The sequence below is a fragment of the Amycolatopsis sp. NPDC034160 genome (assembly GCF_055575355.1).
The window spans coordinates 1-22,756 of sequence record NZ_JBVISU010000030.1 but is presented as its reverse complement, the minus strand read 5'-3'; the positions used below and the strand labels follow the sequence as shown (position 1 = coordinate 22,756).

The 22,756-nt window shown below is 69.3% G+C and carries 22 protein-coding genes; 13 read left to right on the top strand and 9 right to left on the bottom strand.

Features of this window, described 5'->3' with window-relative positions:
- Positions 1-81 precede the first annotated feature (81 nt).
- The 4 genes from ACZ54P_RS36735 to ACZ54P_RS36720 are packed head-to-tail and all read left to right on the top strand — an operon-like array spanning position 82 to position 5,157.
- Positions 82-2,484, top strand: a complete 2,403-nt coding sequence (locus tag ACZ54P_RS36735) for a HAMP domain-containing protein (RefSeq protein WP_465466222.1) — start codon at positions 82-84, stop codon at positions 2,482-2,484.
- Positions 2,481-3,662 carry a poly-gamma-glutamate synthase PgsB gene (pgsB, locus tag ACZ54P_RS36730; RefSeq protein ID WP_465466221.1) on the top strand — a complete coding sequence of 394 codons (1,182 nt, stop codon included), beginning with the start codon at positions 2,481-2,483 and terminating at the stop codon, positions 3,660-3,662. Before ACZ54P_RS36735 ends, pgsB begins: the two co-directional genes overlap by 4 nt.
- A complete protein-coding gene (locus tag ACZ54P_RS36725; protein ID WP_465466220.1) occupies positions 3,662-4,144 on the top strand; it encodes a poly-gamma-glutamate biosynthesis protein PgsC/CapC in 483 nt (160 codons plus the stop codon). The genes pgsB and ACZ54P_RS36725 overlap by 1 nt, the downstream gene beginning before the upstream one ends.
- Before the next feature lie 8 nt (positions 4,145-4,152).
- Positions 4,153-5,157, top strand: coding sequence for an NlpC/P60 family protein (locus tag ACZ54P_RS36720; RefSeq protein WP_465466219.1), 1,005 nt, complete (start codon positions 4,153-4,155; stop codon positions 5,155-5,157).
- Positions 5,158-5,415: 258 nt separating this feature from the next.
- Here ACZ54P_RS36720 and ku read toward each other — a convergent pair whose 3' ends face one another.
- The 6 genes from ku to ACZ54P_RS36690 form a co-directional block, all read right to left on the bottom strand.
- The gene (ku, locus tag ACZ54P_RS36715; protein WP_465466218.1) at positions 5,416-6,288 is read right to left on the bottom strand and encodes a non-homologous end joining protein Ku; all 873 of its coding nucleotides are present in this window, start codon (positions 6,286-6,288) and stop codon (positions 5,416-5,418) included.
- 50 nt (positions 6,289-6,338) lie between these two features.
- On the bottom strand, positions 6,339-6,800 hold the full coding sequence (locus ACZ54P_RS36710) for a hypothetical protein (protein WP_465466217.1): 462 nt from the start codon (positions 6,798-6,800) through the stop codon (positions 6,339-6,341).
- Between the two features lie 22 nt (positions 6,801-6,822).
- Positions 6,823-7,665: an EamA family transporter gene (locus ACZ54P_RS36705; protein ID WP_465466216.1), complete on the bottom strand. Its 843-nt coding sequence runs from the start codon at positions 7,663-7,665 to the stop codon at positions 6,823-6,825.
- A gap of 47 nt (positions 7,666-7,712) precedes the next feature.
- On the bottom strand, positions 7,713-10,028 hold the full coding sequence (locus tag ACZ54P_RS36700; protein ID WP_465466215.1) for a [protein-PII] uridylyltransferase: 2,316 nt from the start codon (positions 10,026-10,028) through the stop codon (positions 7,713-7,715).
- Positions 10,029-10,203: 175 nt separating this feature from the next.
- A complete protein-coding gene (locus ACZ54P_RS36695; protein ID WP_076155332.1) occupies positions 10,204-10,542 on the bottom strand; it encodes a P-II family nitrogen regulator in 339 nt (112 codons plus the stop codon).
- Complete coding sequence (locus ACZ54P_RS36690; RefSeq protein WP_465466214.1) at positions 10,539-11,933, bottom strand: ammonium transporter; 1,395 nt, start codon at positions 11,931-11,933, stop codon at positions 10,539-10,541. Before ACZ54P_RS36690 ends, ACZ54P_RS36695 begins: the two co-directional genes overlap by 4 nt.
- Positions 11,934-12,108: 175 nt before the next feature.
- Here ACZ54P_RS36690 and ACZ54P_RS36685 point away from each other — a divergent pair, with 175 nt between their 5' ends.
- The 4 genes from ACZ54P_RS36685 to ACZ54P_RS36670 all read left to right on the top strand — a co-directional run bounded on the left by ACZ54P_RS36685 (position 12,109) and on the right by ACZ54P_RS36670 (position 15,482).
- Entirely contained in the window at positions 12,109-12,969 is an 861-nt protein-coding gene (locus tag ACZ54P_RS36685; protein WP_465466213.1) for a putative RNA methyltransferase, read from the top strand.
- The gene (locus ACZ54P_RS36680) at positions 12,969-13,583 is read left to right on the top strand and encodes a (2Fe-2S)-binding protein (protein ID WP_465466212.1); all 615 of its coding nucleotides are present in this window, start codon (positions 12,969-12,971) and stop codon (positions 13,581-13,583) included. The genes ACZ54P_RS36685 and ACZ54P_RS36680 overlap by 1 nt, the downstream gene beginning before the upstream one ends.
- 136 nt (positions 13,584-13,719) lie before the next feature.
- Positions 13,720-15,009 carry an O-acetylhomoserine aminocarboxypropyltransferase/cysteine synthase family protein gene (locus tag ACZ54P_RS36675; RefSeq protein WP_465466211.1) on the top strand — a complete coding sequence of 430 codons (1,290 nt, stop codon included), beginning with the start codon at positions 13,720-13,722 and terminating at the stop codon, positions 15,007-15,009.
- On the top strand, positions 15,006-15,482 hold the full coding sequence (locus ACZ54P_RS36670) for a CoA-binding protein (RefSeq protein ID WP_465466210.1): 477 nt from the start codon (positions 15,006-15,008) through the stop codon (positions 15,480-15,482). Before ACZ54P_RS36675 ends, ACZ54P_RS36670 begins: the two co-directional genes overlap by 4 nt.
- A gap of 4 nt (positions 15,483-15,486) precedes the next feature.
- On the opposite strand, the gene ACZ54P_RS36665 is transcribed toward ACZ54P_RS36670, so the two are convergent.
- Positions 15,487-17,604 (bottom strand): DNRLRE domain-containing protein, encoded by a 2,118-nt coding sequence (locus ACZ54P_RS36665; RefSeq protein WP_465466209.1) that lies wholly within the window; start codon positions 17,602-17,604, stop codon positions 15,487-15,489.
- A gap of 108 nt (positions 17,605-17,712) precedes the next feature.
- Here ACZ54P_RS36665 and ACZ54P_RS36660 point away from each other — a divergent pair, with 108 nt between their 5' ends.
- Positions 17,713-17,889: a hypothetical protein gene (locus ACZ54P_RS36660; protein WP_167386368.1), complete on the top strand. Its 177-nt coding sequence runs from the start codon at positions 17,713-17,715 to the stop codon at positions 17,887-17,889.
- A gap of 69 nt (positions 17,890-17,958) precedes the next feature.
- Here ACZ54P_RS36660 and alc read toward each other — a convergent pair whose 3' ends face one another.
- The gene (gene alc, locus ACZ54P_RS36655; RefSeq protein WP_465466208.1) at positions 17,959-18,975 is read right to left on the bottom strand and encodes an allantoicase; all 1,017 of its coding nucleotides are present in this window, start codon (positions 18,973-18,975) and stop codon (positions 17,959-17,961) included.
- Position 18,976: 1 nt separating this feature from the next.
- Positions 18,977-20,305: an allantoinase AllB gene (gene allB, locus ACZ54P_RS36650; protein ID WP_465466207.1), complete on the bottom strand. Its 1,329-nt coding sequence runs from the start codon at positions 20,303-20,305 to the stop codon at positions 18,977-18,979.
- A gap of 103 nt (positions 20,306-20,408) precedes the next feature.
- Between allB and ACZ54P_RS36645 the strand changes: the two genes are divergently transcribed.
- From ACZ54P_RS36645 to pucL, 4 genes are all read left to right on the top strand, one after another.
- Entirely contained in the window at positions 20,409-20,888 is a 480-nt protein-coding gene (locus ACZ54P_RS36645; RefSeq protein WP_465466206.1) for a helix-turn-helix domain-containing protein, read from the top strand.
- A 70-nt stretch (positions 20,889-20,958) separates the two neighbouring features.
- The gene (gene uraD, locus ACZ54P_RS36640) at positions 20,959-21,450 is read left to right on the top strand and encodes a 2-oxo-4-hydroxy-4-carboxy-5-ureidoimidazoline decarboxylase (protein ID WP_465466205.1); all 492 of its coding nucleotides are present in this window, start codon (positions 20,959-20,961) and stop codon (positions 21,448-21,450) included.
- Positions 21,447-21,764 (top strand): hydroxyisourate hydrolase, encoded by a 318-nt coding sequence (gene uraH, locus ACZ54P_RS36635; protein WP_465466204.1) that lies wholly within the window; start codon positions 21,447-21,449, stop codon positions 21,762-21,764. Before uraD ends, uraH begins: the two co-directional genes overlap by 4 nt.
- 6 nt (positions 21,765-21,770) lie before the next feature.
- Positions 21,771-22,649, top strand: coding sequence for a factor-independent urate hydroxylase (gene pucL, locus ACZ54P_RS36630; protein WP_465466203.1), 879 nt, complete (start codon positions 21,771-21,773; stop codon positions 22,647-22,649).
- Positions 22,650-22,756: the final 107 nt, after the last annotated feature.

Below are 22,756 nucleotides of genomic sequence, written 5' to 3'. Positions count from 1 at the left end.
CCGATTGGGTGCGGGTTCCGCTAGTGGCCGACCCGGGCCGCGATCACCCCCGATCGTCGAAGTGAAAGGCCTGGGGGCCACGTGAATCGGCAGAAGGACCAGCTCGACCCGGTGGCGCGTCTTCGCGATCAGATCCCCGAGGCGGGTTTTCCGCGTGGCGTGGGGGTCGCGTCCGCGACGGGTTTCGTCCTGCTGTTGCTGATCACCGCCTTCACCGCCCTTTATCTGTCCACCTCCGGTCCGCTTTCGGCGATCGGCGGGGAATCCGGTGACCTGGTTCCGGACGAGGTCACCGAGGGCCAGCGGCGCGCGACCGTCGCCCTCGCGCAGGCACTGGCCACCTCCGCCACCGCCGCCGCCGGCGATCTGCGGGTCAGCACCGGTTCCGGACTGTTCGACGACCCCGATGACGACGCCGTCCTCAACCGCCTCGGCGAGACCTACCCGGATTGGCGCGGCCTCGTCGTCTTCGATCCCGCCGCCCGGAAGGTGCTGGCCACCCACGGCGAACCGGTGGCCGTCGAGAACCTTCGCGACGTCGCCGTCTCCACGCTCACGGTCCGCCCGATCGTCCGGCCCGGCGACTCCCCGCTCGTCCTCACGGCGCTCCCGCTCACCGGTGCCCGCGCGGGCAAGCTCCTCGTCGTCTCGACCGCGCTGCGGGGAGTGCAGCCCGAGCTCGACAAGGACGCGAAACAACAGATCCGGCTGGTCACCCCGGACGGCGCACTGCTCTACTCATACGGCGCCGAGGTGCCCGAGGACGACCGGACGGCACAGGAGCTCCTCACCCGCGCCACCGCCGCCGGGGCGGCCGGGGAGTCGGGCGCGCTCACCGGTGACGCCACGGCCGAGCCCGCCGAACCGGACCGGCGGATCGCGCCGGTCGTGTCCTTCGCCCCCGTCACCTCCGACGGCACCGCGGGCAGTCTCGGGCTGACCGCCGTCACCATCAGCCGTTTCCCGGTCGAACCGGTCCCCGCGCGGTGGCCGGGCCTGCTCCCGGCGGTCGCGCTGCTGGTCCTCGCCATCGGGGGTTTCGTGCTGCTGCGGCGCACGGTCGTCGCCCCGATCCTGCGCCTGCGCGCCGACGCGCTCGCCGTCGCGGCGGGGGTGCTCGACCGGCCGGTCCGGCAATCCCGCGTCCACGAGGTGAACCGGCTGACCCGTGCCGTCGAGCGATACCGGGCGAAACTCAGGCGGCGCAAGGTCGGTGCCAAGGTCAAGCCGTTCATCTCCGCACAGGCCGTCGTCGCGCTCGTTTCCTTGGCGCTGCTCGGCTGGTCGGTCACCGTCGCCGCGACCCTCGGTCGCCAGAACGCCGCCGTCTCGCCCACCGTGCTGAGCGAGTACGACGGCCGCGTCACGCACTCGGCCGACACGCTCCGCCGAAGCCTCTCCCAAGGTCTCGGCGACCTGCGGGCCGTCGCGAGGCTCAGCGCGGGCAAACAACCGGACCAGCTGCGCGGCATGCTCGAGCAGCTCTCCTTGAACGAAAGCCGGTTCCGCAGCGTCTATCTGACCGACGCCGACGGTGGGGTACTCCAGTCGGCCGGGCGTGAGGCACTGCGCGAACCGGGCAAGCTCCCCGACGGCGCGGGCCTGCGCCAGCACAACACCAGCGGTCGCGTACCCGTGGTCTACGCCTTCACGCATCTGCCGGACTCGGCACAGGCCCTGGTCGGCGAATACGACGTGCCGCGGATGGCTTCGATGCTCAGCTCGGCGGGCGGCCGGATCCGTGTGGTCGACGAGGGCGAGCGCACCATCGCCGACACCGAGGGCTACTTCGCCTTCTCCCAGCTCACCGACCCCGTCTTGGTCAAGAACGTCGCCGCCGCGCAGACCGGTGAAACCGCCCGGGAAACCACGGCGACGGCACTGGTCGCGGCGGAGCGCCTCGCCGACGAGGGCAGCGTGGCCGAGCTGAAGTGGGTCGTCGTCGCCGAGCAGCCGATCGGCTCGCTCGGCGTCTCGGACAACACCGTGCGGGCGGGTGCCCGGGTGGCCGCGCTCCTCACCGCCGTCGTCGCGCTGATGTTGTTCGCCTGGCATCTGCTCGTCGTCATCCGGCCGCTGCGCCGCGTCGCGGAATCCGCCGTGCCGATCGCCAAGGGCGTCGGACTGGGTGCCGTGGTCTACCCGCAGCGCCAGGACGAGATCGGCAGTATCGCGTCCTGCGTCGAAATCTGCCGCCAGGCGTTGACCGAGGGCAAGGCGCGCCTCGGCGAGGTCCGCCGTCCGGCGGGCGCGGCGACCGACGAGACCACGCTGCTCCAGCGGGTGAAGGACGCGCCCAAGGCCGAACGGCGGCCGGAACCCCGTGTCGCGCCCCGTCGTCCGGCGCGGCCGCGCCGCGACCTCCCCCGGGTCGCCCGCGACGAACCCCGCCCGGAACAGCCGCTGCCGCCGCGGCGGCGGCAGCGGGTGCCGGGCGAAAGCCGGCAACCACACCTGGCCGAACGGGGCCGGAGCCCCAAGTGACGTTTCTCTACTTCGTGTTGCTCACCGCGTCGGCGGCGATGCTGGCCGCCGGGATCGCCGAGCAACGCAACCACTACCGGAACCTGCACAGCATCCCGACGCGGGTGCTGGTCAACGGCATCCGCGGCAAGTCGTCGATCACCCGGCTCTGCGCGGGTGCGCTCCGCGGCGGCGGGCTGGTGACGACCGCGAAGACCACCGGCACCGCGGCCCGGTTCATCCACCCCGACGGCAGCGAAGAGCCGGTCTACCGCAAGTTCGGTATCGCCAACGTCGTCGAGCAGATCGGCATCGTGCGCCGCGCCGCCGCGTACCGGCCGGACGCGCTGGTGATCGAGTGCATGGCCGTCATGCCGGACCTTCAGGAGATCAACCAGAGCAAGCTGATCCAGTCCACCATCGGCGTGCTGTGCAACGTCCGCGAGGACCACCTCGCCGAGATGGGCCCGACGCTGGACGACGTCGCGCGCTCGCTGAGCCGCTCGATGCCGATCGGCGGGATCTGCCTCACCGCGGAGAAGGACCGGCTCGCGATCCTCCAGGAAGAGGCGGACAAGCGGAACTGCCGCCTGATCGCCGTCGACCCCGAGACGGTCACCGACGAGGAGATGCGCGGCTTCAGCTGGATCACGTTCAAGGAGAACGTCGCCATCGCGCTGGCCGTCGCCGACCTGCTCAAGGTCAACCGGCGGCTGGCGCTCGAAGGCATGTGGGCCGCACCGCCCGACCCCGGCGTCCTCCAGGTCCACCACTACCGCGCGGGGCGGCGAAGGCTCCGCTTCGCGAACGTCTTCGCCGCGAACGACCCCGAATCGACGTTGATGAACATCGACCAGCTCCGCGCGCAGGGCGCGATCGCCGATCCGCTCCACGTGATCATCAACTGCCGCCCCGACCGGGTCGAGCGCAACGGCCAGATGGGCGCGCTGATCCCGCGTATCGCCCCGGAACGCGTGGTGCTGATCGGCGACCCGACGCGCAGCGCGCGGAACGCGATCCCGAGCGAATGGCAGGACCGCGTCCTCGACCTCGGTGGCTCACGGCCGCCGGAGGAGCTGCTGCGCAGGATCGTCGGCGGTATCGACCGGCAGGCGTCGCTGGTCGCCATCGGCAACATCCACGGACAGGGCGAACTCCTCATAGACGAACTCGCCAAACTGGAAGCGGTCGCCTCCTGATGCACACCATGTCCCTTTCGCCCGAAGTCGCCACCATCGGCCTCGCCATCGGGTTGCTGTTGTCACTGGTCTGCTACCTGACCACGAACCTGTCCCCCGGCGGCATGATCACCCCCGGGTGGATCGCCTTGACCATCGTCGAGGACTTCCGGCGGGCGGCGATCATCGTGCTGATGACCGCGCTGACCTACGCGGGCACGAAAGTGCTGCAGCGGGTGGTGATCCTGTACGGCAAGAGGCTGTTCGCCGCGGTCGTGCTGCTCGGGGTCGTGCTGCAGACGACCTTGCTGCTCTTCCTCCAGGCCGACTTCCCGCTGTTGTTCGTGCATCAGACCCTGGGGTTCGTGGTGCCCGGTCTGGTGGCCTACCAGCTGGTCCGGCAGCCGCCGGCCGCGACCGTCCTCGCCACCGGCGGGGTGAGCCTCGGCTGTTACGCGATCCTGATCAGCGGAGTGCTGGTCGGGCTGGTCCCCGAACTATGAGGCAGGCGATGGGCAGGGGAATCCGGATCGGCGTACTGGCCGCGGTGATCGGCGTGTCCGGAACCGCCGCGGTCTACGTCGCCACGCAGGAAAAGCAGGACATCACCGCCATGTCGGCGGCCTTGGTCACGCCGGGTGCCGCGGCCACCGGCGAGTATTCGTACGAGCGCCTCGAAGCCCCCGGCCGGACCATCGTCCGCGATTCCGCCGGCACGCAGCTGGCGTCGTTCACCGACGGCTCGCGCACGGTCATGCTGACCGGCCGGAGCCGGACCTTCACCGAGCCGAAGTTCACCACGGTCACCGTCACCTCGTCGGCGTGGATCCGCTTCGCGCCGCAGGCCTGGCAAGAAGGAGCGGAGAAGGAACCGTGGTTCCGCGACTGGCTGCCCAAGGCCGTCGGTGACACCTCACCGGACCTCCTCGCCATCGCACTGCAATACACCGACGGTGCGGCGCCTCAGACGGTCAAGAAGCTCCGGATAGGCGGCGACGCCAACTTCGGCCCCGACAGCGCCGAAGGACGGCTAGAGAAGTCGGACTTCTACGACTACCTCGGCGTCGACTGGGATTTCCCCGACAAGCACGAGAAAGCGGAACCGGCGCGGTTCGGTTCGCTCGACTGCTCCGGTTTCGTGCGGATGGTCTACGGCTACCGCGCGGGCTATCCGATGCTCGGCAGCAACACGAAGGGGCCGGGCCTACCGCGACGCGCCTGGGCGATGTCCGAACTCGGTCCCGGGACGCGAGTGATCGCGGACACCAAGAAACAGGCCACGGACTACTCGGCACTGCAGCCCGGCGACATCCTCTTCTTCAATCTGGAGCCGAACCTCGGGCCACAGGTCTCGCACACCGGGATCTACCTCGGCATCGATGTCGATGGGAGGCGGCGGGTGCTGTCCAGCCGCAAGGTCGCCAACGGGCCGACGTTCGGCGACGCCGGCGGTGTGTCGCTGATCGATGGCGAAGGCACCTACGCCAAGGCGTTCCGCGCCGCCAAACGACTCTGAAGCAGGACTCCGGCAAAAGAAGGGCTCCGAGACCGGCCGCCCCTCGCAAGCCGGTATCGGAGCCCCTACGGAAGGCTCGCCTCCCCGCGAGCCGACCGTAAGCACACTTGGCGAGGTTCGCGGGAAATCGGCTCGCCGGACCCCCAGTACCAGGCGATTCGCCTCCCCGCGCGCTCGCCGCGCGATGGCACAACAATGCCCGGTCACCGTGGGGTCACGGCAGCGTGAAGACCCCCAACTATCCCTGGGTAGAACTACTCAACTGGTCTTGGCGCGGGATTTGGTCTTGGCCGAAGCCTTCTTGGCGCGAGTACGCGCTTCACGCGCCTTGCCTGACGCTTCCGTGGCTTTTTCGACCGGGTCACGGTCGGCTTCGACCGCGCTTCGCTGCAGAGCCGCCAGCAGCCGCGTCACGCCTTCCGCCTGTTCGGCGGCGGTCGGCTGGAGGACGTCGTCGCCGTCGAGTTTGGCTTGGATGAGCGCTTCCAGCGCTTCCCGATAGCGGTCGGTGTACCTGCCGGGCTCGAAGTCCCGCGTGAGGTCCTCGATGAGCGAAACCGCGTTTCGCAGCTCCCCGCGCCGCAGGTCGACGTCCTCGTGCAGGAACGGGAAGTCGGGCCGCCGGATCTCGTCCGGCCACAGCATCGTCTCGAGCACGAGCACCTGGTCCCGCACGCGCAGCGCGCCCAGCGTCTCGCGCTGCCGCAGGGTCACCTTCACGATCGCGATCCGGCCGGACTGCTGCAGTGCCTCGCTCAGCAGCACGTACGGCTTGGTGCCCGCCGGCTCTGGTTCGAGGTAGTAGCTGCGCGCGAAGTACATCGGGTCGACCTGCTCGGCCGGGGTGAAACCGACGACGTCCATCGACTGGGTGGTCGGCGCGATCAGCGACGCGAAGTCGCCGCCGGTCAGCAGAACCACGTCACCACCGGGGACGGGGTGGCCTTTGACGATTTCCGTCGGCGGGACCTCGGCGCCGTCGACCTCGCAGACCCACTTCACCCGTATCCGGCCGCCGTCCGGCTCGTGCACCTGGTGGAGGGGGATGTTGTGCTCTTCGGTCGCGCTGTACGCCTTCACCGGAATGGCATAGGTCCCGAAGCCGATCGTGCCTTTCCATACCGCCCGCATGGCCCACCTCCGCCTGATCAGCGTATCCACGCGCCGAAGCGACGGGACAGCTACAAACGGGTGTCAGGGGCTACTGATTCGCTCACACATTCGAATGACGGACGTGATTCGGCGAGCGCTTCGGCCGAACAGCCGACAGCGGTGGCGGCCGCACGGAGTACTTCCGCGACGACCTCGACGTCCACCTGGGGAGCGGCGGCCAACGCGCCCTCACTGGCCTCTTCGACCCGGACGGCCATGCCTTCGAGCGCGGCGGCCAAGGCCTGTTGCCCGGCGACGAGGTACTCGACCACCTGGCGCAGTTCGGGCACGGTCGCGGCGGTGCCCGACGCGGTCAGGGAAGTGGCGAGGTCGTCCGCGCAGCCACGGAGGTGCGAGGCGACGACCGTCGGCGGCAGCGTGAGCCGCTGCGGTCCGGGTGCGTTCTGCTCGTGCCCCAGCACGCGCTCACCGCCCCTCCGGATCCTTCGGGTCCCGACCGCGAACATCCTGCCACCGCTACCGTCCGCCATCCCCGCGACACCCCGGTCGACGTCAGCCGAGCCCGAGCAGGACCACCGCGACCGCGGCACCGGCGAGCCCGGCTGCCTGGATCCGGGACGGCCGTTCACGCAACGCCACGATGCCGAGCACCACGGGAACGACCGGGTAGAACGACGCGAGCACCACCGCGATCGTGGTCAATTCCTGCCGGGTGGCGAGCATGTACAGCATCAGCGAAAGCGCGGCGAAGCATCCGTTCACCGCGGAAAGGACGGCCAGGCGCCGCGGAAGACGCAGGCCCTTCCCGGCGGGCAGGGCCATGGGCAGGATCGTCAGCGTCGCGGCGAGCCTGCTCGCCACCACCGGCCAGAGACCGGCTTGCGGCGCCGCCTGCGCGAGGGCGAGGTACTGGACGGCGAACCCGGCGCTCGCGATGAGCGCGTCGCGGGCGGCAGGCGTCATTGCCGGTCCATCACCGTCGCCGGAGCGCGAGACCGCCCACAACGCGACGATCGCCACGCCGATCCCGGCCAAGGCCGGTACCGACGGACGTTCGCCGAGCAGTGCCACCCCGACGATCACCGGCAGGGTCACGCTCCCGGCCGCGCTGATCGGCACCACGACACTCAACGCACCCCTGGTCATCCCCCGGAACAGGAGGACCATGCCGATCCCGGTGCCCACACCGGAAGCCGCGCCCCACGCCAGGTCCGGGACCGCCGGGGCTTGCGGCGTCACGAGGAGCGCGGCACCGACCATGAACGCGAACCCGGCCGCCTGCCCCGCGAACGCGACGGCGACGAAATCCGCCCGCCGCGCGAGCAGGCCGCCCGCGAAGTCGACGAACCCGTAGGACAGCGCGGACCCCAGCGCGAGCAGCGTGGGGTCCGGCACGCCTCTGGCCTACCCCCACCGAGGCGGGGGCAAACGATCATCTCCGATCAGGAAGCGGCCGACAGCAACGCCGCCTCGATCTTCGACCGCCAGGCCTGGTCGACCCGGCCGGTCCGCGGTGCGACGGCGAACGAGTCGACGACCGCGCCACCGAGCGTGGCCACCTTCGCCCAGCGCACCTCCGCCTCACACCGCCGCAGCGCGCCCGCGACCCGGTACAGCAGCCCGATCCGGTTCGCGGCCCGCAGTTCGACCACGACCGTGTCCTGACCGCTGGTCTCGTCGTCGAACCAGATCACCTTCGCCCCGGCCGACGACGTCTCGGCACCGCCGTAGTCCCGTTCCTTCGCCGCGAGCCGCTGGGTGAGCGGCAGCGTCCCGGCCACCGCCCGCGCGAACTGCTCACGCAGCAACGTGACGTCGGGCAGTGAGCCGAACTTCGGCGACGCCGTGAACACGCCCGCCCGTCCTCCGTCGTGCCCGCGCAGCACCGCCGCGTGGACCTCCAGGGAGTTCAGCGCGAGCACTCCGGCGGCGGGAGCCAGCAGTTCCGCACGCGCCGGGACCGCCAACACGACGGTCACGACCTTGCCGGCGGCGGTGATCCGCACCTCGCCGCGGCCGGAAGCGACGGCCTCGGCGACGAGTTCCCGCTGTTCGGCGCCCATCGGCTCCGGCGGCACAAAACCCTTGCTGTGCAACGCCTCCTCGCAACCGGACACGAGTTCGGCGAGCAACCGGGCCTTCCAGTCGGTCCACACGCCCGGTCCGGTGGCCAACGAATCTGCCGTCGTCAGTGCGTGCAGCAATTCCAGCAGGACCAAGTTCTCGTCGAGCGTCTTCGTCACCCGCTGGATCGTGGCCGGATCGCTGATGTCCCGCCGCGTCGCGGTGTGCGGCAACAGCAGGTGATGCCGCACCATCGCCGAAACCAGCGCGACATCCGTTTCCGAAAGCCCGAGGCGGGCCGCCACCTGGGCACTGATCTTCGCGCCGAGTTCGGAATGGTCCGCGTCGCGCCCCTTGCCGATGTCGTGCAGCAGCGCGCCGATCAGCAGCAGGTCCGGCCGCGAAACGGTGGTCGTCAGTTTCGACGCCTCCACCGCGGCCCGCACGAGATGCCGGTCGACGGTCCACGCGTGCACCGGCGACCTCGGCGGGAGATCCCGCACCGAACCCCATTCGGGGAACAGCCGCGCCCACAGGCCTGTCCGGTCGAGCGCCTCCACGGCGTCGATCAGGCCTTCCCCCGCGCCGAGCATTTCCACCAGCGCCTTGAGGGCGTCGGCGGGCCACGGCGCGCGCAGTTCCGGCGCCGTCTCGGCGAGCGCCCGCAGGGTCCCGTGCGAGATGGGCTTGCGGATCCGGGCCGACGCCGCGGCGACCCGCAGCAGCAGCGCCGGATCCTTGGCGGGCACCGCGTCCCGCGCCAGCGCGACCTCGTTTCCGTGCAGGACCACGCCTTCGTCGAGCGGTGTCCGCGACGGCCGTCGTCCGAACCGCGTCCTGGGTGGTTCCACAGTGGACCGAAGCGCCACGTCGACCGCGTAGGCGATCGTCCGTCCGACGCCGGAAAGCTTGCGCGCCAAGGTGAACCGGTCGCCGAACCCGAGTTCGCCCGCCACCGTCTCGGCTTCCGGCGCGCTGAGGATGTCCCGCTCCCGGCGCAATTCCCGGCGTAACTCGGTCCGGACGTCGAGCAGCAGTCCCTTGGCCGCGAGCAGCTCCTCACCGGGCCTCGCGGTCAGTTGCGCCGCCGCCATCGCCTCTAGGACGGCGAAGTCGCGAAGCCCGCCTCGGCCGTGCTTGAGATCGGGTTCGGCGGACTGCGCGATCTCGCCGCTGCGGGCCCAGCGCTGACGCACCGCGTCCGACAGCTCGCCGACCCGTTTCCGCGCCGTCCGCCGCCACTGATCCCGGGCCGCGGCCGCCAGCCTGGCGGTGATCTCGGCGTCCCCGGCGATATGCCGGATGTCGAGCAGCCCCATCGCGGTCCGCAGGTCCTCGGACGCCACCTTCAGCGCCTCGCCCGGCGTGCGGACCGAGTGGTCGAGGCCGATCTTGGCGTCCCACAACGGATACCAGAGCGCGTCGGCGATCTTGCCGACCCGGGAGTTGCCGTTGTGCAGCAACAGCAGATCGAGGTCGGAGAAGGGCACCAGCTCGCTGCGCCCGAGGCCGCCCACGGCGGCCAGCGCGACACCGGGATCAGCGGTGTCGACGCCGGCCATCGTGGCGCCCTTGCCCAACCAGAATTCGTAGAGGTCGACCAGGGCTGCCCGCAACGCGGCCGCCCCTAGCCTCCCGTGCCTGCCCTCGAGCAATCGCTCGGTGGCCTTGACCAGTTCACCCCCGTCGGCCATCCGTGACGCCTATAGCGCAGTGCTCATCGTATGGCGCGATCGCGAACGCGTAGCCGGGTCGCTCGTTGGCATATAACCCTCACCTTCAGCTGCACGGCGACCCGCCTCCGCGTGAGCGAGCCCTTCGGACGAGCGCCGTTCTGGTCAATTCCAAGACACCGCCATATGCCGAGCGTCAAAGGGCGTCCGAGCCGCGTTCGCCGGTCCTTACCCGGATGACCGTCTCGACCGGCGTCACCCAGATCTTGCCGTCGCCGATCTTGCCGGTGTGGGCGGCGGTCGTGATCGCGTCGAGCACCTTCTCCACACCTGCGTCGTCGGTGACGACCTCCACTTTCAGCTTCGCCACGAAGTCCACGGAGTACTCCGCACCCCGGTAGACCTCGGTGTGGCCCTTCTGCCTGCCGTAGCCCTGGACCTCACTGACCGTCATGCCGAGCACACCCAGCTGCTCCAGCGCGGAACGGACGTCGTCGAGCGTGAACGGCTTGACGATCGCGGTGATCAGTTTCATGCCTTGCTCTCCTCGAGTTTCGTGGCCGCGTTGCCGGTGGACGACTTGACCGGAACCGCCGAGTGCTGACCGATGCCACCCGCGGAACCCGAGAAGTCGTACGCGCTTTCCGCGTGCTGGGCCTCATCGATACCGGTGACCTCGTCCTCCGCGCTGACGCGGAACCCGCCGAGCTTCTTGATCACCCAGCCGATGACGAAGGTGAGCACGAACGAGTACACGAGGACCACTCCCGCCGCCGCGGCCTGTTTGCCGAGCTGGCCGAGACCGCCGCCGTAGAAGAGTCCGTCCACGCCGAGCGAGTTGACACTGGTGGTGCCGAAGAAACCGATGAGCAGCGTACCGACGAGACCACCCACGAGGTGGACGCCGACGACGTCGAGGGAGTCGTCGAAACCGAAGCGGAACTTGAGACTGATCGCGAGGGCGCACAGGGCACCGGCGATGACGCCGATGGCGATGGCCCCCAGCGGGCTGACGAATCCGGCGGCCGGGGTGATCGCGACGAGACCGGCGATGGCCCCCGACGCGGCGCCGAGAGTGGTCGGCTTGCCGATCTTGATCTGCTCGACGATCAGCCAGCCGAGGATCGCGGCCGCCGTCGCGACGGTGGTGTTGGTGAACGCCACGGCCGCGAGGTCGTTGGCGGCCAGCGCCGAACCGGCGTTGAAGCCGTACCAGCCGAACCACAGCAGCGCGGCACCCAGCAGCACGAACGGCACGTTGTGCGGGCGTCCGGTGCCCTTCGGCCAGCCCTTGCGCTTGCCGAGCACGATCGCGAGCGCCAGACCCGCCGCGCCGGCGTTGATGTGGACCGCGGTACCGCCCGCGAAGTCCAGCGCCTTGAGCTGGTTGGCGATCCAGCCGCCGACCGAGTCGGCGCTGATGAAGCCGTTGAACGAGAACACCCAGTGCGCGACCGGGAAGTACACGATGGTGACCCACACCGCGACGAACAGCGTCCAGCCCCAGAACTTGGCGCGGTCGGCGATGGCACCGGAGATCAGCGCGGGCGTGATGATCGCGAACATCAGCTGGAACATCACGAACGCGAACAACGGCAGCGCGTCGGCGCCGGGCCAGGCCACTTCGGGCGCGGTGTCGGTCGCGGCCGTGGCGAACCCGGCGAGCTTGCCGGAGATGTTCGAGAGACCGGCGAAATCGAAGTTACCGAGCAGACCGCCGCCCAGGTCGTTGCCGAACGTCATCGTGAAGCCGTACAACGTCCAGAGGACACCGACCACGGCGAGCGCGATGAAGTTCATCATCAACATGTTCAGGACGCTCTTCGCGCGGACCATGCCGCCATAGAAGAACGCGAGTCCTGGTGTCATGAGCATGACCAGCGCGGCGCTGATCAATACCCATGCCGTATCTCCTGCGTTCAGCACAATCTTCCTCCCGTGCCTGGGGTGTACTGCGCAGGAATTTTTGGTCCGCGGTGTTTCCTCGGGCGGCGATTCAGGTTTCACCCGCGTGAACTGTCGGTGCGGCGTTGTTACGTCCAGGTTTCCGGAGACCTGGTGCGTTCTGTCCGGTTGCGAAACGTCGTGGTCGAATATCCCCATGAGCACCCGCGACCCCGGCAATGACCCACTGCCACCAGAGATCGTCCGGTCGCTGCTGTGCTCGGTGTGCGGTGACCCGGTGGGGGTAACCGATCGCACGGTGCGTTGTGGGCGCGGCCACTCGTTCGACGTAGCGAAGCAGGGTTACGTCAACCTTCTGCACGCACGCATCCCGGCGGGCACGGCGGACACGGCCCCGATGGTCGCGGCCCGCGTCGACCTCCTCTCGTCCGGCGCTTATCTCCCTCTCGCCGAGGCGCTCTCGAAGGTCGCCTCGGAGTACGTCGAGAGCGGGCTGATCGTCGACGCCGGCGCGGGCACGGGTTACTACCTCGCGCACGTGCTCGACGCCGTCCCCGCCGCGTACGGACTGGCGCTGGACGTCTCCGCCGTCGCGCTGCGCCGGGCCGCTCGCGCGCACCCGCGCGCGGGCGCGGCCGTGTGGAATCTGTGGGAGCCCTGGCCGGTGGCCGGCTCGACTGCCTCACTGATCCTCAACGTCTTCGCGCCGCGCAACGCGGAGCAGTTCCATCGCGTCCTGACCGCGGACGGGCTGTTGGTCGTCGCCACGCCGAACCCCGGGCACCTCCGGGAACTGGGCGACCTGGTGATCTCCGTCGACGGTGGCAAGGACGCGCGGCTGGAGGAAACCCTCGGCGAACGCTTCGACAAAGTCGACCGGCGCGAGGTCACCCACAAGGTGAAGTTGTTGCCCGCCCAGCTCCGCCAGGTCGTCGAGATGGGCCCGAGCGCGCACCATCTCCACCGCGACGGCCGCCGCGAACGGCTCGACGCCATCACCGATCCGGTGGACGTCACCACGTCGTTCAGCGTCACGCTGTACCGGCCGGTGCCCTGATGGAGGCACCCGCGACCCTGCTCGCCGACGCGACCTGGGTCAGCGCTCGCATAGGCGGCGCCGCGAAGCTCTATGGCTGCTCTCGGCCCGAGGTTCTGGGCACGATCTGGTGGTACTCGCTGTCTTCGGTACTCGTCGCTCCTTCCGTCGAGTCTCTCGTTCGTGGTGAGCCGCTGGATCCTTCGCTCGACGCCGTGACCATCGATCTCGTCCCGGACGGCCGCTTCACCGGCGCCCGTTCGTCACGGGTCCTCTCCGGCGGGCCGGCCGAACTCGGCGAGGCGTTCGCCGGAGCGCTGGGCACCGCGATCGGCACCATCTCGGCGGTCACGGGCGCGAATCCGCGCGCGCTGGGCGCGATCGCGACGGATTCGATCGGCAACCGCCTGCTGTGGACCGGCGACACCGACCGGGCGATCGAGCTGGCGGCGCCGCTCGTGGCCGCGATCGGCCTCGGGCTGCCGGAACCGCGGTTCTCCCGGGTCGGGCGGAACACCGTGGTGCGCCGTGCTTCCTGCTGCCTGATCTACGAGGCGGGGAACCCGAAGTGCACCAGTTGCCCCCGGCAGACTCCTGAGGAACGAGAGCGACGCCTTCGCGCGGCACTCGGCTAGCCCTTTCCCGCGTTTAGTCCTCTCGATGCGGTAGTTGCGCGTGCATCGACCGCATCGAGAGGACTAAACGCGGGTGGGGTGGTCACGGGATGGGAACGATGGTCACGGGGTGGGACGCGAGGTAGCGTCGGGTGCGATGAGTGAACGCACCTGGGGCTTCCGCACCCGCGCCCTGCACGCGGGCGGGACGCCCGATCCCGCGACCGGCGCCCGCGCCGTGCCCATCTACCAGACCACGAGCTTCGTGTTCGAAGACGCGGCCGACGCGGCGAACCTGTTCGCACTGCAGAAGTACGGCAACATCTACAGCCGCATCGGCAACCCGACGGTCGCGGCCTTCGAGGAGCGCTTGGCCAGCCTCGAAGGCGCGATCGGCGGCGTCGCCACCAGCAGCGGTCAGGCGGCCGAGTTCTTGACCTTCTCCGCGCTCGCCGAGGCGGGCGACCACATCGTCTCCGCCGGCGGGCTCTACGGCGGAACGGTCACCCAGCTCACCGGGACGCTGCGCCGCTTCGGCATCGAGACCACCTTCATCAGCGGAGACCGCATCGAGGACTACGCGGCCGCGATCACCGACCGGACGAAATTGATCTTCACCGAAGTCATCGGCAATCCGGGCGGCGGGATCGCCGACATCGCCGCGCTGGCGGAACTCGCGCACTCACACGACATCCCCCTGGTCGTCGACGCCACCCTCGCGACGCCGTACCTGTGCCGCCCGATCGAACACGGAGCGGACATCGTGCTGCATTCGGCGACGAAGTTCCTCGGCGGACACGGGACCACGCTGGGCGGGGTCGTCGTCGAATCCGGGAGATTCGACTGGGGGAACGGGAAGTTCCCGCGGATGACCGAGACCGTCGAGAGCTACGGCGGCCTGAAGTACTGGGAGAACTTCGGCGAGTACGCCTTCTGCACCCGGCTCCGTGCCGAACAGTTGCGCGACATCGGCGCCGTCCTCTCCCCGCATTCGGCCTTCCTGCTGCTGCAAGGGGTCGAGACCCTGCCTCAGCGGATGGACGCCCACGTCGCCAACGCGCGAGCCGTCGCCGAGTACCTCGCGGCGGACCCGCGGGTGGCCTGGGTCAACTACGCGGGCCTGCCCGATCATCCACATCACGAGCGGGCGAAGAAATACCTCCCCGCCGGGCCGGGCGCGGTGTTCTCGTTCGGTGTCGACGGCGGTCGCGAGGCCGGCGAGACGTTCGTGAACTCCGTGGAACTGCTGTCACATCTGGCGAACGTCGGGGACGCGCGGACACTGGTCATCCATCCGGCGTCCACCACCCATCAGCAGCTTTCGGAAGACCAGCTGCGCGCGGCGGGTGTCGGCCCGGATCTGATCCGCCTGTCGATCGGGCTCGAGGACGTCGACGACATCCTGTGGGACCTCGATCAGGCACTCGGCAAGGCGGTGGCGGGATGAGCTACGACGTCGGCGCGGTCGAGCGCCGCCGCATCCTTTCGCGGACGAAATCGGTCACCATCGTCGGCGCCTCGAACAACCCGGCGCGGCCGAGCTTCTTCGTCGCGACGTACCTGCTCTCGTCCAGCAAGTACCAGGTCGACTTCGTGAACCCGCGGCTGGACGAACTCCTCGGGCAGCCGGTGTACCCGTCCTTGGCCGACGTGCCCGGCGAGGTCGACCTGGTCAGCGTGTTCCGCAAGCACGACGACCTCCCCGGCGTCGCCGAGGAGGTCGTCAAGGCCGGGGCGCGCACGCTCTGGCTGCAGCTGGGCCTGTGGCACGAGCCGGTCGCCGACCAGGCCAAGGAAGCCGGACTGGACGTCGTGATGAACCGCTGCGTCAAGATCGAGCACGCCCGGTTCGCCGGTGGGCTCCACCTCGCCGGTTTCGACACCGGCGTGATCAGCTCACGACGTCAGTCCGCCCCCTGAGGCGCTACTCGGCCGCTGTGTTCACCGTGAACGGCAGCCACTGCACCGTGACGCCGTTCGCCGGGGAAACCGGCATCCGCCAGTTCTGGCAACCGCGACCGGGAATCCGGTCCCAGATGAACAGCGGCGCCCCTTGGGTCGCGGTGCAGCCCTGGTCCAGCAGCTTGCCCGCGTTCTGGACGGCGTACCGGTACACCCCCGTGCCGACGGTCTGCGGTTCGATCGTCCACTTCTGACAAGCGCCCGCGACGCGATCGTAGGTGGTCACCGGGTTCCCGCTGGCCGTACTGCAGCCGGTGTTGTCCAATACCTGCCCGGAATGCTTGGCACGGAACTGGTAGAAGCCGTCGCCGGTGCCCCACGGGAAGAACTTCTGGCAGTCCGCGCCGTTCGACGGCCACTGCTGCACCTTGGTCCCGTTGTTCCAGCCGCACGCGGCGACGTCGGCGTAAAGCCCGCTCGACACCGCCTGCAGCGAGAGCCAGGCGTCGTCGCCGAACTCTCCGCCCGGGTCGAACGTGGTGGCCCGGAACCGGTAGCTGTGGTTCTCCCGCAACAGTCCCGAGGGCACCGTCCAGGTCGCGGCGGTGCCGGAGGGGACGTCCCACGCCCAGTAGTCCGCGATCATCGTTTCGCCTTCGTAGACGTAGAAGACCGCGGTGACGTTGCCGCCGTCGGGGTCCGTCGGCGTGAAGCGCAGCGTCGGGGTGAGGGACTTCGTGTAGGTGACACCGCCGGAGTCGACCCGGTCCGAGATGTCGTGGCCGGCGGCCGGGTTCGGCCGCTGGTTCCGGTAGGTCACCTCGATGTACGGCGACTTGCCACCCTCGCTGGACGAGAACTTCTTCCAGCCGGACGAATCCGACTCGTTCTCCGCCTTCAGCACCATCGATCCGGTCGCGGTCCCCGCACCGGCCCAGGCGCCGATCAGGTTCCCGATCGGGGTCCGGACCCAGTCAGCCGCGCAGGCCGAACTGTAGCCGCGGGTCGCGTTCGTCGTCGCCCACCGGTTCTTGGGCGAGGGCTGGTTCGCCCACCGCGTGCCCGGGTTGACCGGTTCGGTGTCCCAGATCTCCCAGTTGCGCGGGGAACACGAGTAGGAATGGTTGCCCCACAACGACAACGTGGCCGATTCGATCTCGGCGCCACGGAACGGCGACACGTCGAAGTGGAGATACGACCGGGCCTTCGTGGCCCCGCCGTCATAGGTGCCGATGCGGAGTTCGGTGGCACCCGACTGATCGGTGCTCGCGATGTTCGACTGCGTGAAGGTGTCGAAGTTCGTCCACACCGAGACGCCCGGGTCGACGATGACCGGATAGGCCCGCGCCGGGTCGTCGAAATACCTCGCGTCCGGTGTCACGTCGAGGCCGAGGGTGCCGCGTTCCTTGGCGGCCACCACCTTCCCGACCTTCACCTTCGCGGCGGGGTCGCCGCTGCGCCGGTCGATCCGCGAGTCCCACATCTCGGCGGCCGGCACGCTGCCGACCACCGCCCCGGACGCGGTGACCAGTTGCGTGTTCCCGTCCGCGTCGGTGCGTGTGGTGAGCCCTGTGGCTCTCAGCGGCAGGGTGAACGTCAGCGCGCGATCGGGCCGCCGCTTGACGACGAAGAACTGCTCGAACCCGGTCCGGGTGGCCTTGATTTGCAGGTCGACGCCGGGCTGGACCTCCGGATAGGTGGCGACCTCACTGCTCAAGACCGGCTCGGGCAGCGCGCCCGGGTACTGCAGGGCGACCTTCCCGTCCCGGCTCTGCACAGTGGCGAGATCCCCGCTTGTGCCGGTCGCGCCGGTGAGCACGAGATCGCGGGGATGCGCCTTCGACCGGATGAGGCCGTCGGGGCTCTTCCGCAGGGTCAGGTCGACCGGAACCCAGTCGCCGCCGCGGCGGACGTGGACCGGACCGCCGTGCACCTGGGTGGTGCGGGAACCGTCGGGATTGGCGAAGGTGGACGAGTTCTCGGTGCGTTCCGAAAGCATCTCGACCGGTTTGTTCTGCGAGCGCGCCACGGATTCGGGCGACGTCGCTTCCGCGGGAGCGGCGAACACGGCGCTCCCTGCCAGGAACGCGGCGAACAGCACAAGGCGCCGCCGTGGGATTCTTCGGGTTCGGGTTTGCACTTCGATCTCCCCCTGAGGGTAGGTGAAGTTGACATGTCGCTTACGCATGTCACACCCGCGGGGTTGCCCGCCGCTCGAAAAAATCCGGCCGCGTGAGAAGGTGGCCCCATGGCCAAACCGACGCCGCTGCAGCTCAGGAACATCGTCATGGCACTGCTCATGGCGGGTGCCCTGGTGTGGAACCTGTCCATCGGCGGCGCGTGGTGGCTCACCGCGATCTTCTCGGTGGGTATCGTCCTCTCGGCGTTCTCCGTGTACCTGAACCGGCCGGGCGCGCGCCCCTGACCCTCGCATTTAGTCCTCTAAACGCGGTAGTTGGCATCGCGAACCACCGCGTTCAGAGGACTAAACGCGTCAGGTACGGGAGGCCTCGAAGCGCGAAGCGACGTCGGCGCGGCCCCGATCGGTCAGCGCACCGAAGAGGCGCAGGCGCGCCATGCCGCCATCGGGATAGATGTCGAGCCGCACTTCGGTCACCTCAGGTCCCTCGGGGAGCGCGAACCGGTGCCGGGTGTCCGGCTGCAGGCGCGTCTTCGGCAGCAGTTCGACCCACTCGCCGTCGCCGTCCCGGCCGCTCAACGCCGCCCAGCCCGGCGCGTTGCCCTTGAGGTTGCTGTTGTCCAGCTCGGCGAACCGGACGACCCCCGCGCCGGCGAGCCGGACGGTGACCCAGTCGTTCCCGTCGTCCCGGCGCCGCGCCGTCTCCCAGCCCTCGGCCTGATGCGCCGCCAGCCCCGGCGAGAACAGGTTGTTGGGCGAGGAATAGAACATGTTGCTGCACCCGGTGACCACCGCGCCGTTCTCCAGCGCCGCGAGGTCGAGCGCGCCGGGGTCGAGCAGGCGCGGATCCGGGATCGGCGTGCCGTGCACCCGCAGCCGGGCCACCCCGCCGTCGGGATGCATGGTCAGCCGGACGTGCGTGTAGCGCTTGCTCCCGCCGATCTCGAAGAAGTTCTCCGTGTGCCCCGCGGCCGCGCCGCGTTTCACCAGGACGTCCCAGTCCATTTCGGACAGTTCGGCGGCGCTGGGGTACCCCTCGGCCGCGCACGCCTCGACCGAGACGAACGGAGGGTAGTTCCCCTTGAAGAACGCGGTGTCGACGATGACGCCGGTGATCGCGCCCGCCAGCCCGAGCCGCACGATGGCCTGGTCGTCGCCGGGTTCACGATGCCGCCGGGTCTCCCAGCCGTCGTAGACCTGCCCCTTGGGCCCGAAGGTCTCCGCCCGGTGCGCGGGCACCCAGGGATTGACCAGGTTCTCCTTCTCGGCGAACAACTCGTCCGTCGCCCACATCACGGTCCCGCCGAACCTGCGCGAGGCCAGATCGGGCCGGGCTGTCCACTCAGGACGGTCGTTCACGGTCGCCTCCATCTCAGCATTCACCCCGGGTCAGCAGGACGCCTGCCGGGTCGTCACCGGTGATCTCCTCGCCCCGCAACCACGTGCTCCGGACGACACCGGCGAGCGGGCGTCCGTGATAGGCGCTGACCGGATTGCGGTGTTTCAGCTCCGCGACGTCGACGACGAACGCCTCGTCGGGCGCGAACACGCTGAAGTCGGCGTCGTAGCCGGGCACGAGATGACCCTTACGGCGCATCCCCGCCTGTTTGGCCGGGTGTTCGGCCATCCAGCGGACGACGTCGGTAAGCCCGAAACCGCGTTGCCGCGCCTGCGTCCAGACCGCGGGCAGGCCGAGTTGCAGTCCGGCGATCCCGCCCCAGGCGAGTCCGAAATCGCCGCTGTCGAAGCGTTTCAGCTCGGGAGTGCACGGTGAATGGTCGGTCACCACACAGTCGATGACGCCGTCCGCGAGCCCGCGCCACAGCAGTTCGCGATTACCGGCCTCACGGATCGGCGGGCAGCACTTGAACTGGGTGGCGCCGTCGCCGATCTCCTCCGCGGTGAAACTCAGGTAGTGCGGACAGGTTTCGGCGGTCAGCCGGACACCGTCCCGCCGCGCGCTCTCGACCATCGGCAGCGCGTCCGAAGAGGACAGATGCAGGATGTGCGCGCGTACGCCGGTTTTCCTGGCGAGTTCGATGACCTGAGCGATCGCGACGTTCTCCGCGCCACGCGGGCGGGAACGCAGGAAGTCGTCGTATTTCTCGCCGTGCGGGTCGGGCGCGTGATCGATCGCCTCGGAGTCTTCCGCGTGCACGATGAGCATGCCGTCGAAGGTCCGCAATTCGGTCATCGCCTCTTCGAGCCCGCGCGCGTCCAGCGGCGGGAATTCGTCGACACCGGAATGCAGCAGGAACGACTTGAAGCCGAACACCCCGGCCTCGTGCAGCCCGCGCAGCTCCGCGAGATTGCCCGGGATCGCACCGCCCCAGAATCCGACGTCGACGTGCACGCGTCCTTCGGCGGCCTTGCGCTTCACCTCCAGCGCCGCGACGTCGACCGTCGGCGGCAGGCTGTTCAGCGGCATGTCCACGATCGTGGTGACCCCGCCCGCCGCGGCCGCGCGGGTCGCCGAAGCGAAGCCCTCCCATTCGGCGCGGCCGGGATCGTTGACGTGGACGTGGGTGTCCACGAGACCCGGCAGCAGGACGACGTCCTCACCGAGGTCGAGCACGCGATCGCCGTTCAGTGGGGCTCCGGCGGGTTCCACCGCGACGATCCGGCCACCTTCGACGCCGACGGTCGCGGGTACTTCACCGGCGGCGGTAATCGCCCTCGCCGCCCTGATCACCAAGTCCATCTAAGCCGCCAACTTCCACTGAGCGGAATCGAGGTTTCGCACTCCGACATTAACTCCGGCCACCGTGCTCGTCAATGAGCCCGAGCGGCGCTACCTTCGCTTGGTGCAGTTAGAAGCCGAGTTCACCAGCGAACCGTTCCACGGCGAGGGCCCGCCACCCGAGCATGCCGTCAAAGCACGCGACAAGGCCGAGGACGCGGGCCTCTCCACCGACTTCGGCCCACTCGGCACCCTCGTCCGCGGTGACGCCGACACCCTGCTCGACGCGCTGCCCGCCATCGCCAGGGCGGCGCTGGACGGCGGCGCGACTCGCGTGACCCTCCAGCTCCGGCAGGTCGGCGACGACACGAGCGAGCCAGCCGTCGAACTGCACAGTGCCCTCGCCCGCCTCATCGGCGACGTCGAACGCGAACTCGGCGGCAAGCTCGACACCCTCGACCGTGCCGCCAAGCAACGCGCGGTACGGCTGCTCAAGGAACGCGGCGCGTTCGGCCTCCGCAAATCGGTGTCGACCGTCGCCGAGGCATTGGGGGTCACGAGGTTCACGGTCTACAACTACCTCAACCGCGACCAAGACTGCTGAGACATCCCAACGCAGGTCGATTCAACAAAATGTTGACGGCGGTGGATCCGCCGCCGTACCGTCCATTCCCGTGCCGCTGACCATTCGAGAGTTCAACGAGGCGCCCGCACAGGACCTCCGGCCGGTGCTGGCCGCCTGCCTCGACGTCCCGCGCTGGGTGGAAAGCCTGCTGGCCAGGCGCCCCTACGCCGACCTGACCGCCTTGCTCGCCATGTCCGAGGCGCTCACCCCGTTGCGCCCCGAAGAGGTGCGGCAGGCGATGGCCGCCCATCCCCGGATCGGGGAAAAAGCGGACGGCAAGAGCACCGAGGCAGGCTGGTCGCGGTCGGAACAGTCCGGTGTGGACGGTGACGCCGCGCGCGAATTCGCCGCGGCCAACGCCGAGTACGAAGCGGCGTTCGGGCACGTCTTCCTGGTGTGCGCGAGCGGCCGGAGCGGCGCCGAACTGCTGGAGAACCTGCGTTCGAGACTCCCGAACGCCCCAGAGAAGGAACTCGAAGTGGCCGGGCGAGAGCTGGCCGAGATCGCCGCGCTGCGGCTGGAAAAGGCGGTGACGGCATGAGTCTCGTGACCACGCACATCCTCGACACCGCCGCGGGACGACCGGCGGCGGGCGTCGGGGTCCGGCTCGAAACCGGCGCGGGCGAACCCGTCGCCGACGGGCGGACCGACGCCGACGGCCGGATCCGCGACCTCGGCCCGGAAACCCTGGAACCCGGGGTGTACCGGCTGGTCTTCGACACCGGCGCCCACCTCGGCCCGGACGCGTTCTTCCCCGAAGTCACCCTGACCTTCCGCATCGCCGACGGGACCGAGCACCATCACGTGCCGTTGCTGCTGAGCCCGTTCGCGTATTCCACCTATCGAGGGAGCTGATCGCCCGTGGCCATCACCCTGGGCCCCAACCAGTACGGCAAGGCCGAAGTCCGGCTCGTCACCGTCCGGCGCGAGGGCAGTGTCCACCACCTCAAGGACCTCACCGTTTCGACGTCGCTGCGGGGCGACCTCGCGGCCACCCATCTGACCGGCGACAACGCCGACGTCGTCGCGACCGACACCCAGAAGAACACCGTCTACGCCTTCGCCAAAGAGGCGCCGGTCGGTGAGATCGAAGACTTCGCCCTGCGTCTCGGGCGGCATTTCGTCGACTCGTTCGAGCACATCTCCGGCGCCAGGATCCTGATCGACGAGCACGGCTGGAACCGCATCTCGGGCCACGATCACGCGTTCTCCCAAGCCGGTAGCGAAAAGCGCACCACCGCGGTGACCATTCAGGACGGTCAGGCGTGGGTGGTGTCCGGTTTGGACGATCTCGTGGTGCTCAAATCGACCGGTTCGGAGTTCCACGGGTTCCCGCGCGACAAGTACACGACGCTGGCCGAGACGAACGACCGGATCCTCGCGACCGCGGTGACCGCGCGCTGGCGCTACCAGGGCGAGGGGATCGACTGGGCCGCGAGCCACGCCGAAGTCCGGCGGATCCTCCTGGAGACCTTCGCGGACAAGCACAGCCTCTCCCTGCAGCAGACTCTGTACGCGATGGGAGAGGCGGTGCTGGAGGAACTCGGCGAGGTCGCCGAAGTCCGGCTGTCCCTGCCGAACAAGCACCACTTCCTGGTGGACCTGTCGCCATTCGGACTGAAGAACGACAACGAGGTCTTCTACGCCGCCGACCGCCCGTACGGCCTGATCGAGGGTGTGGTCCTCCGCGACGACGCGGAAGAACCGGGCCTGGCCTGGCACACCCTCGCCGCTTTCTGAGACCGGGTCGTGGGGGGGGGGTTGGGTTTTCCCCCGAACAGACACCCCCGAACCCCTGGGAGGACGGGGTTTCTTGTGTGGAGGAAGTGATGGTCCCCTCCCTTTTG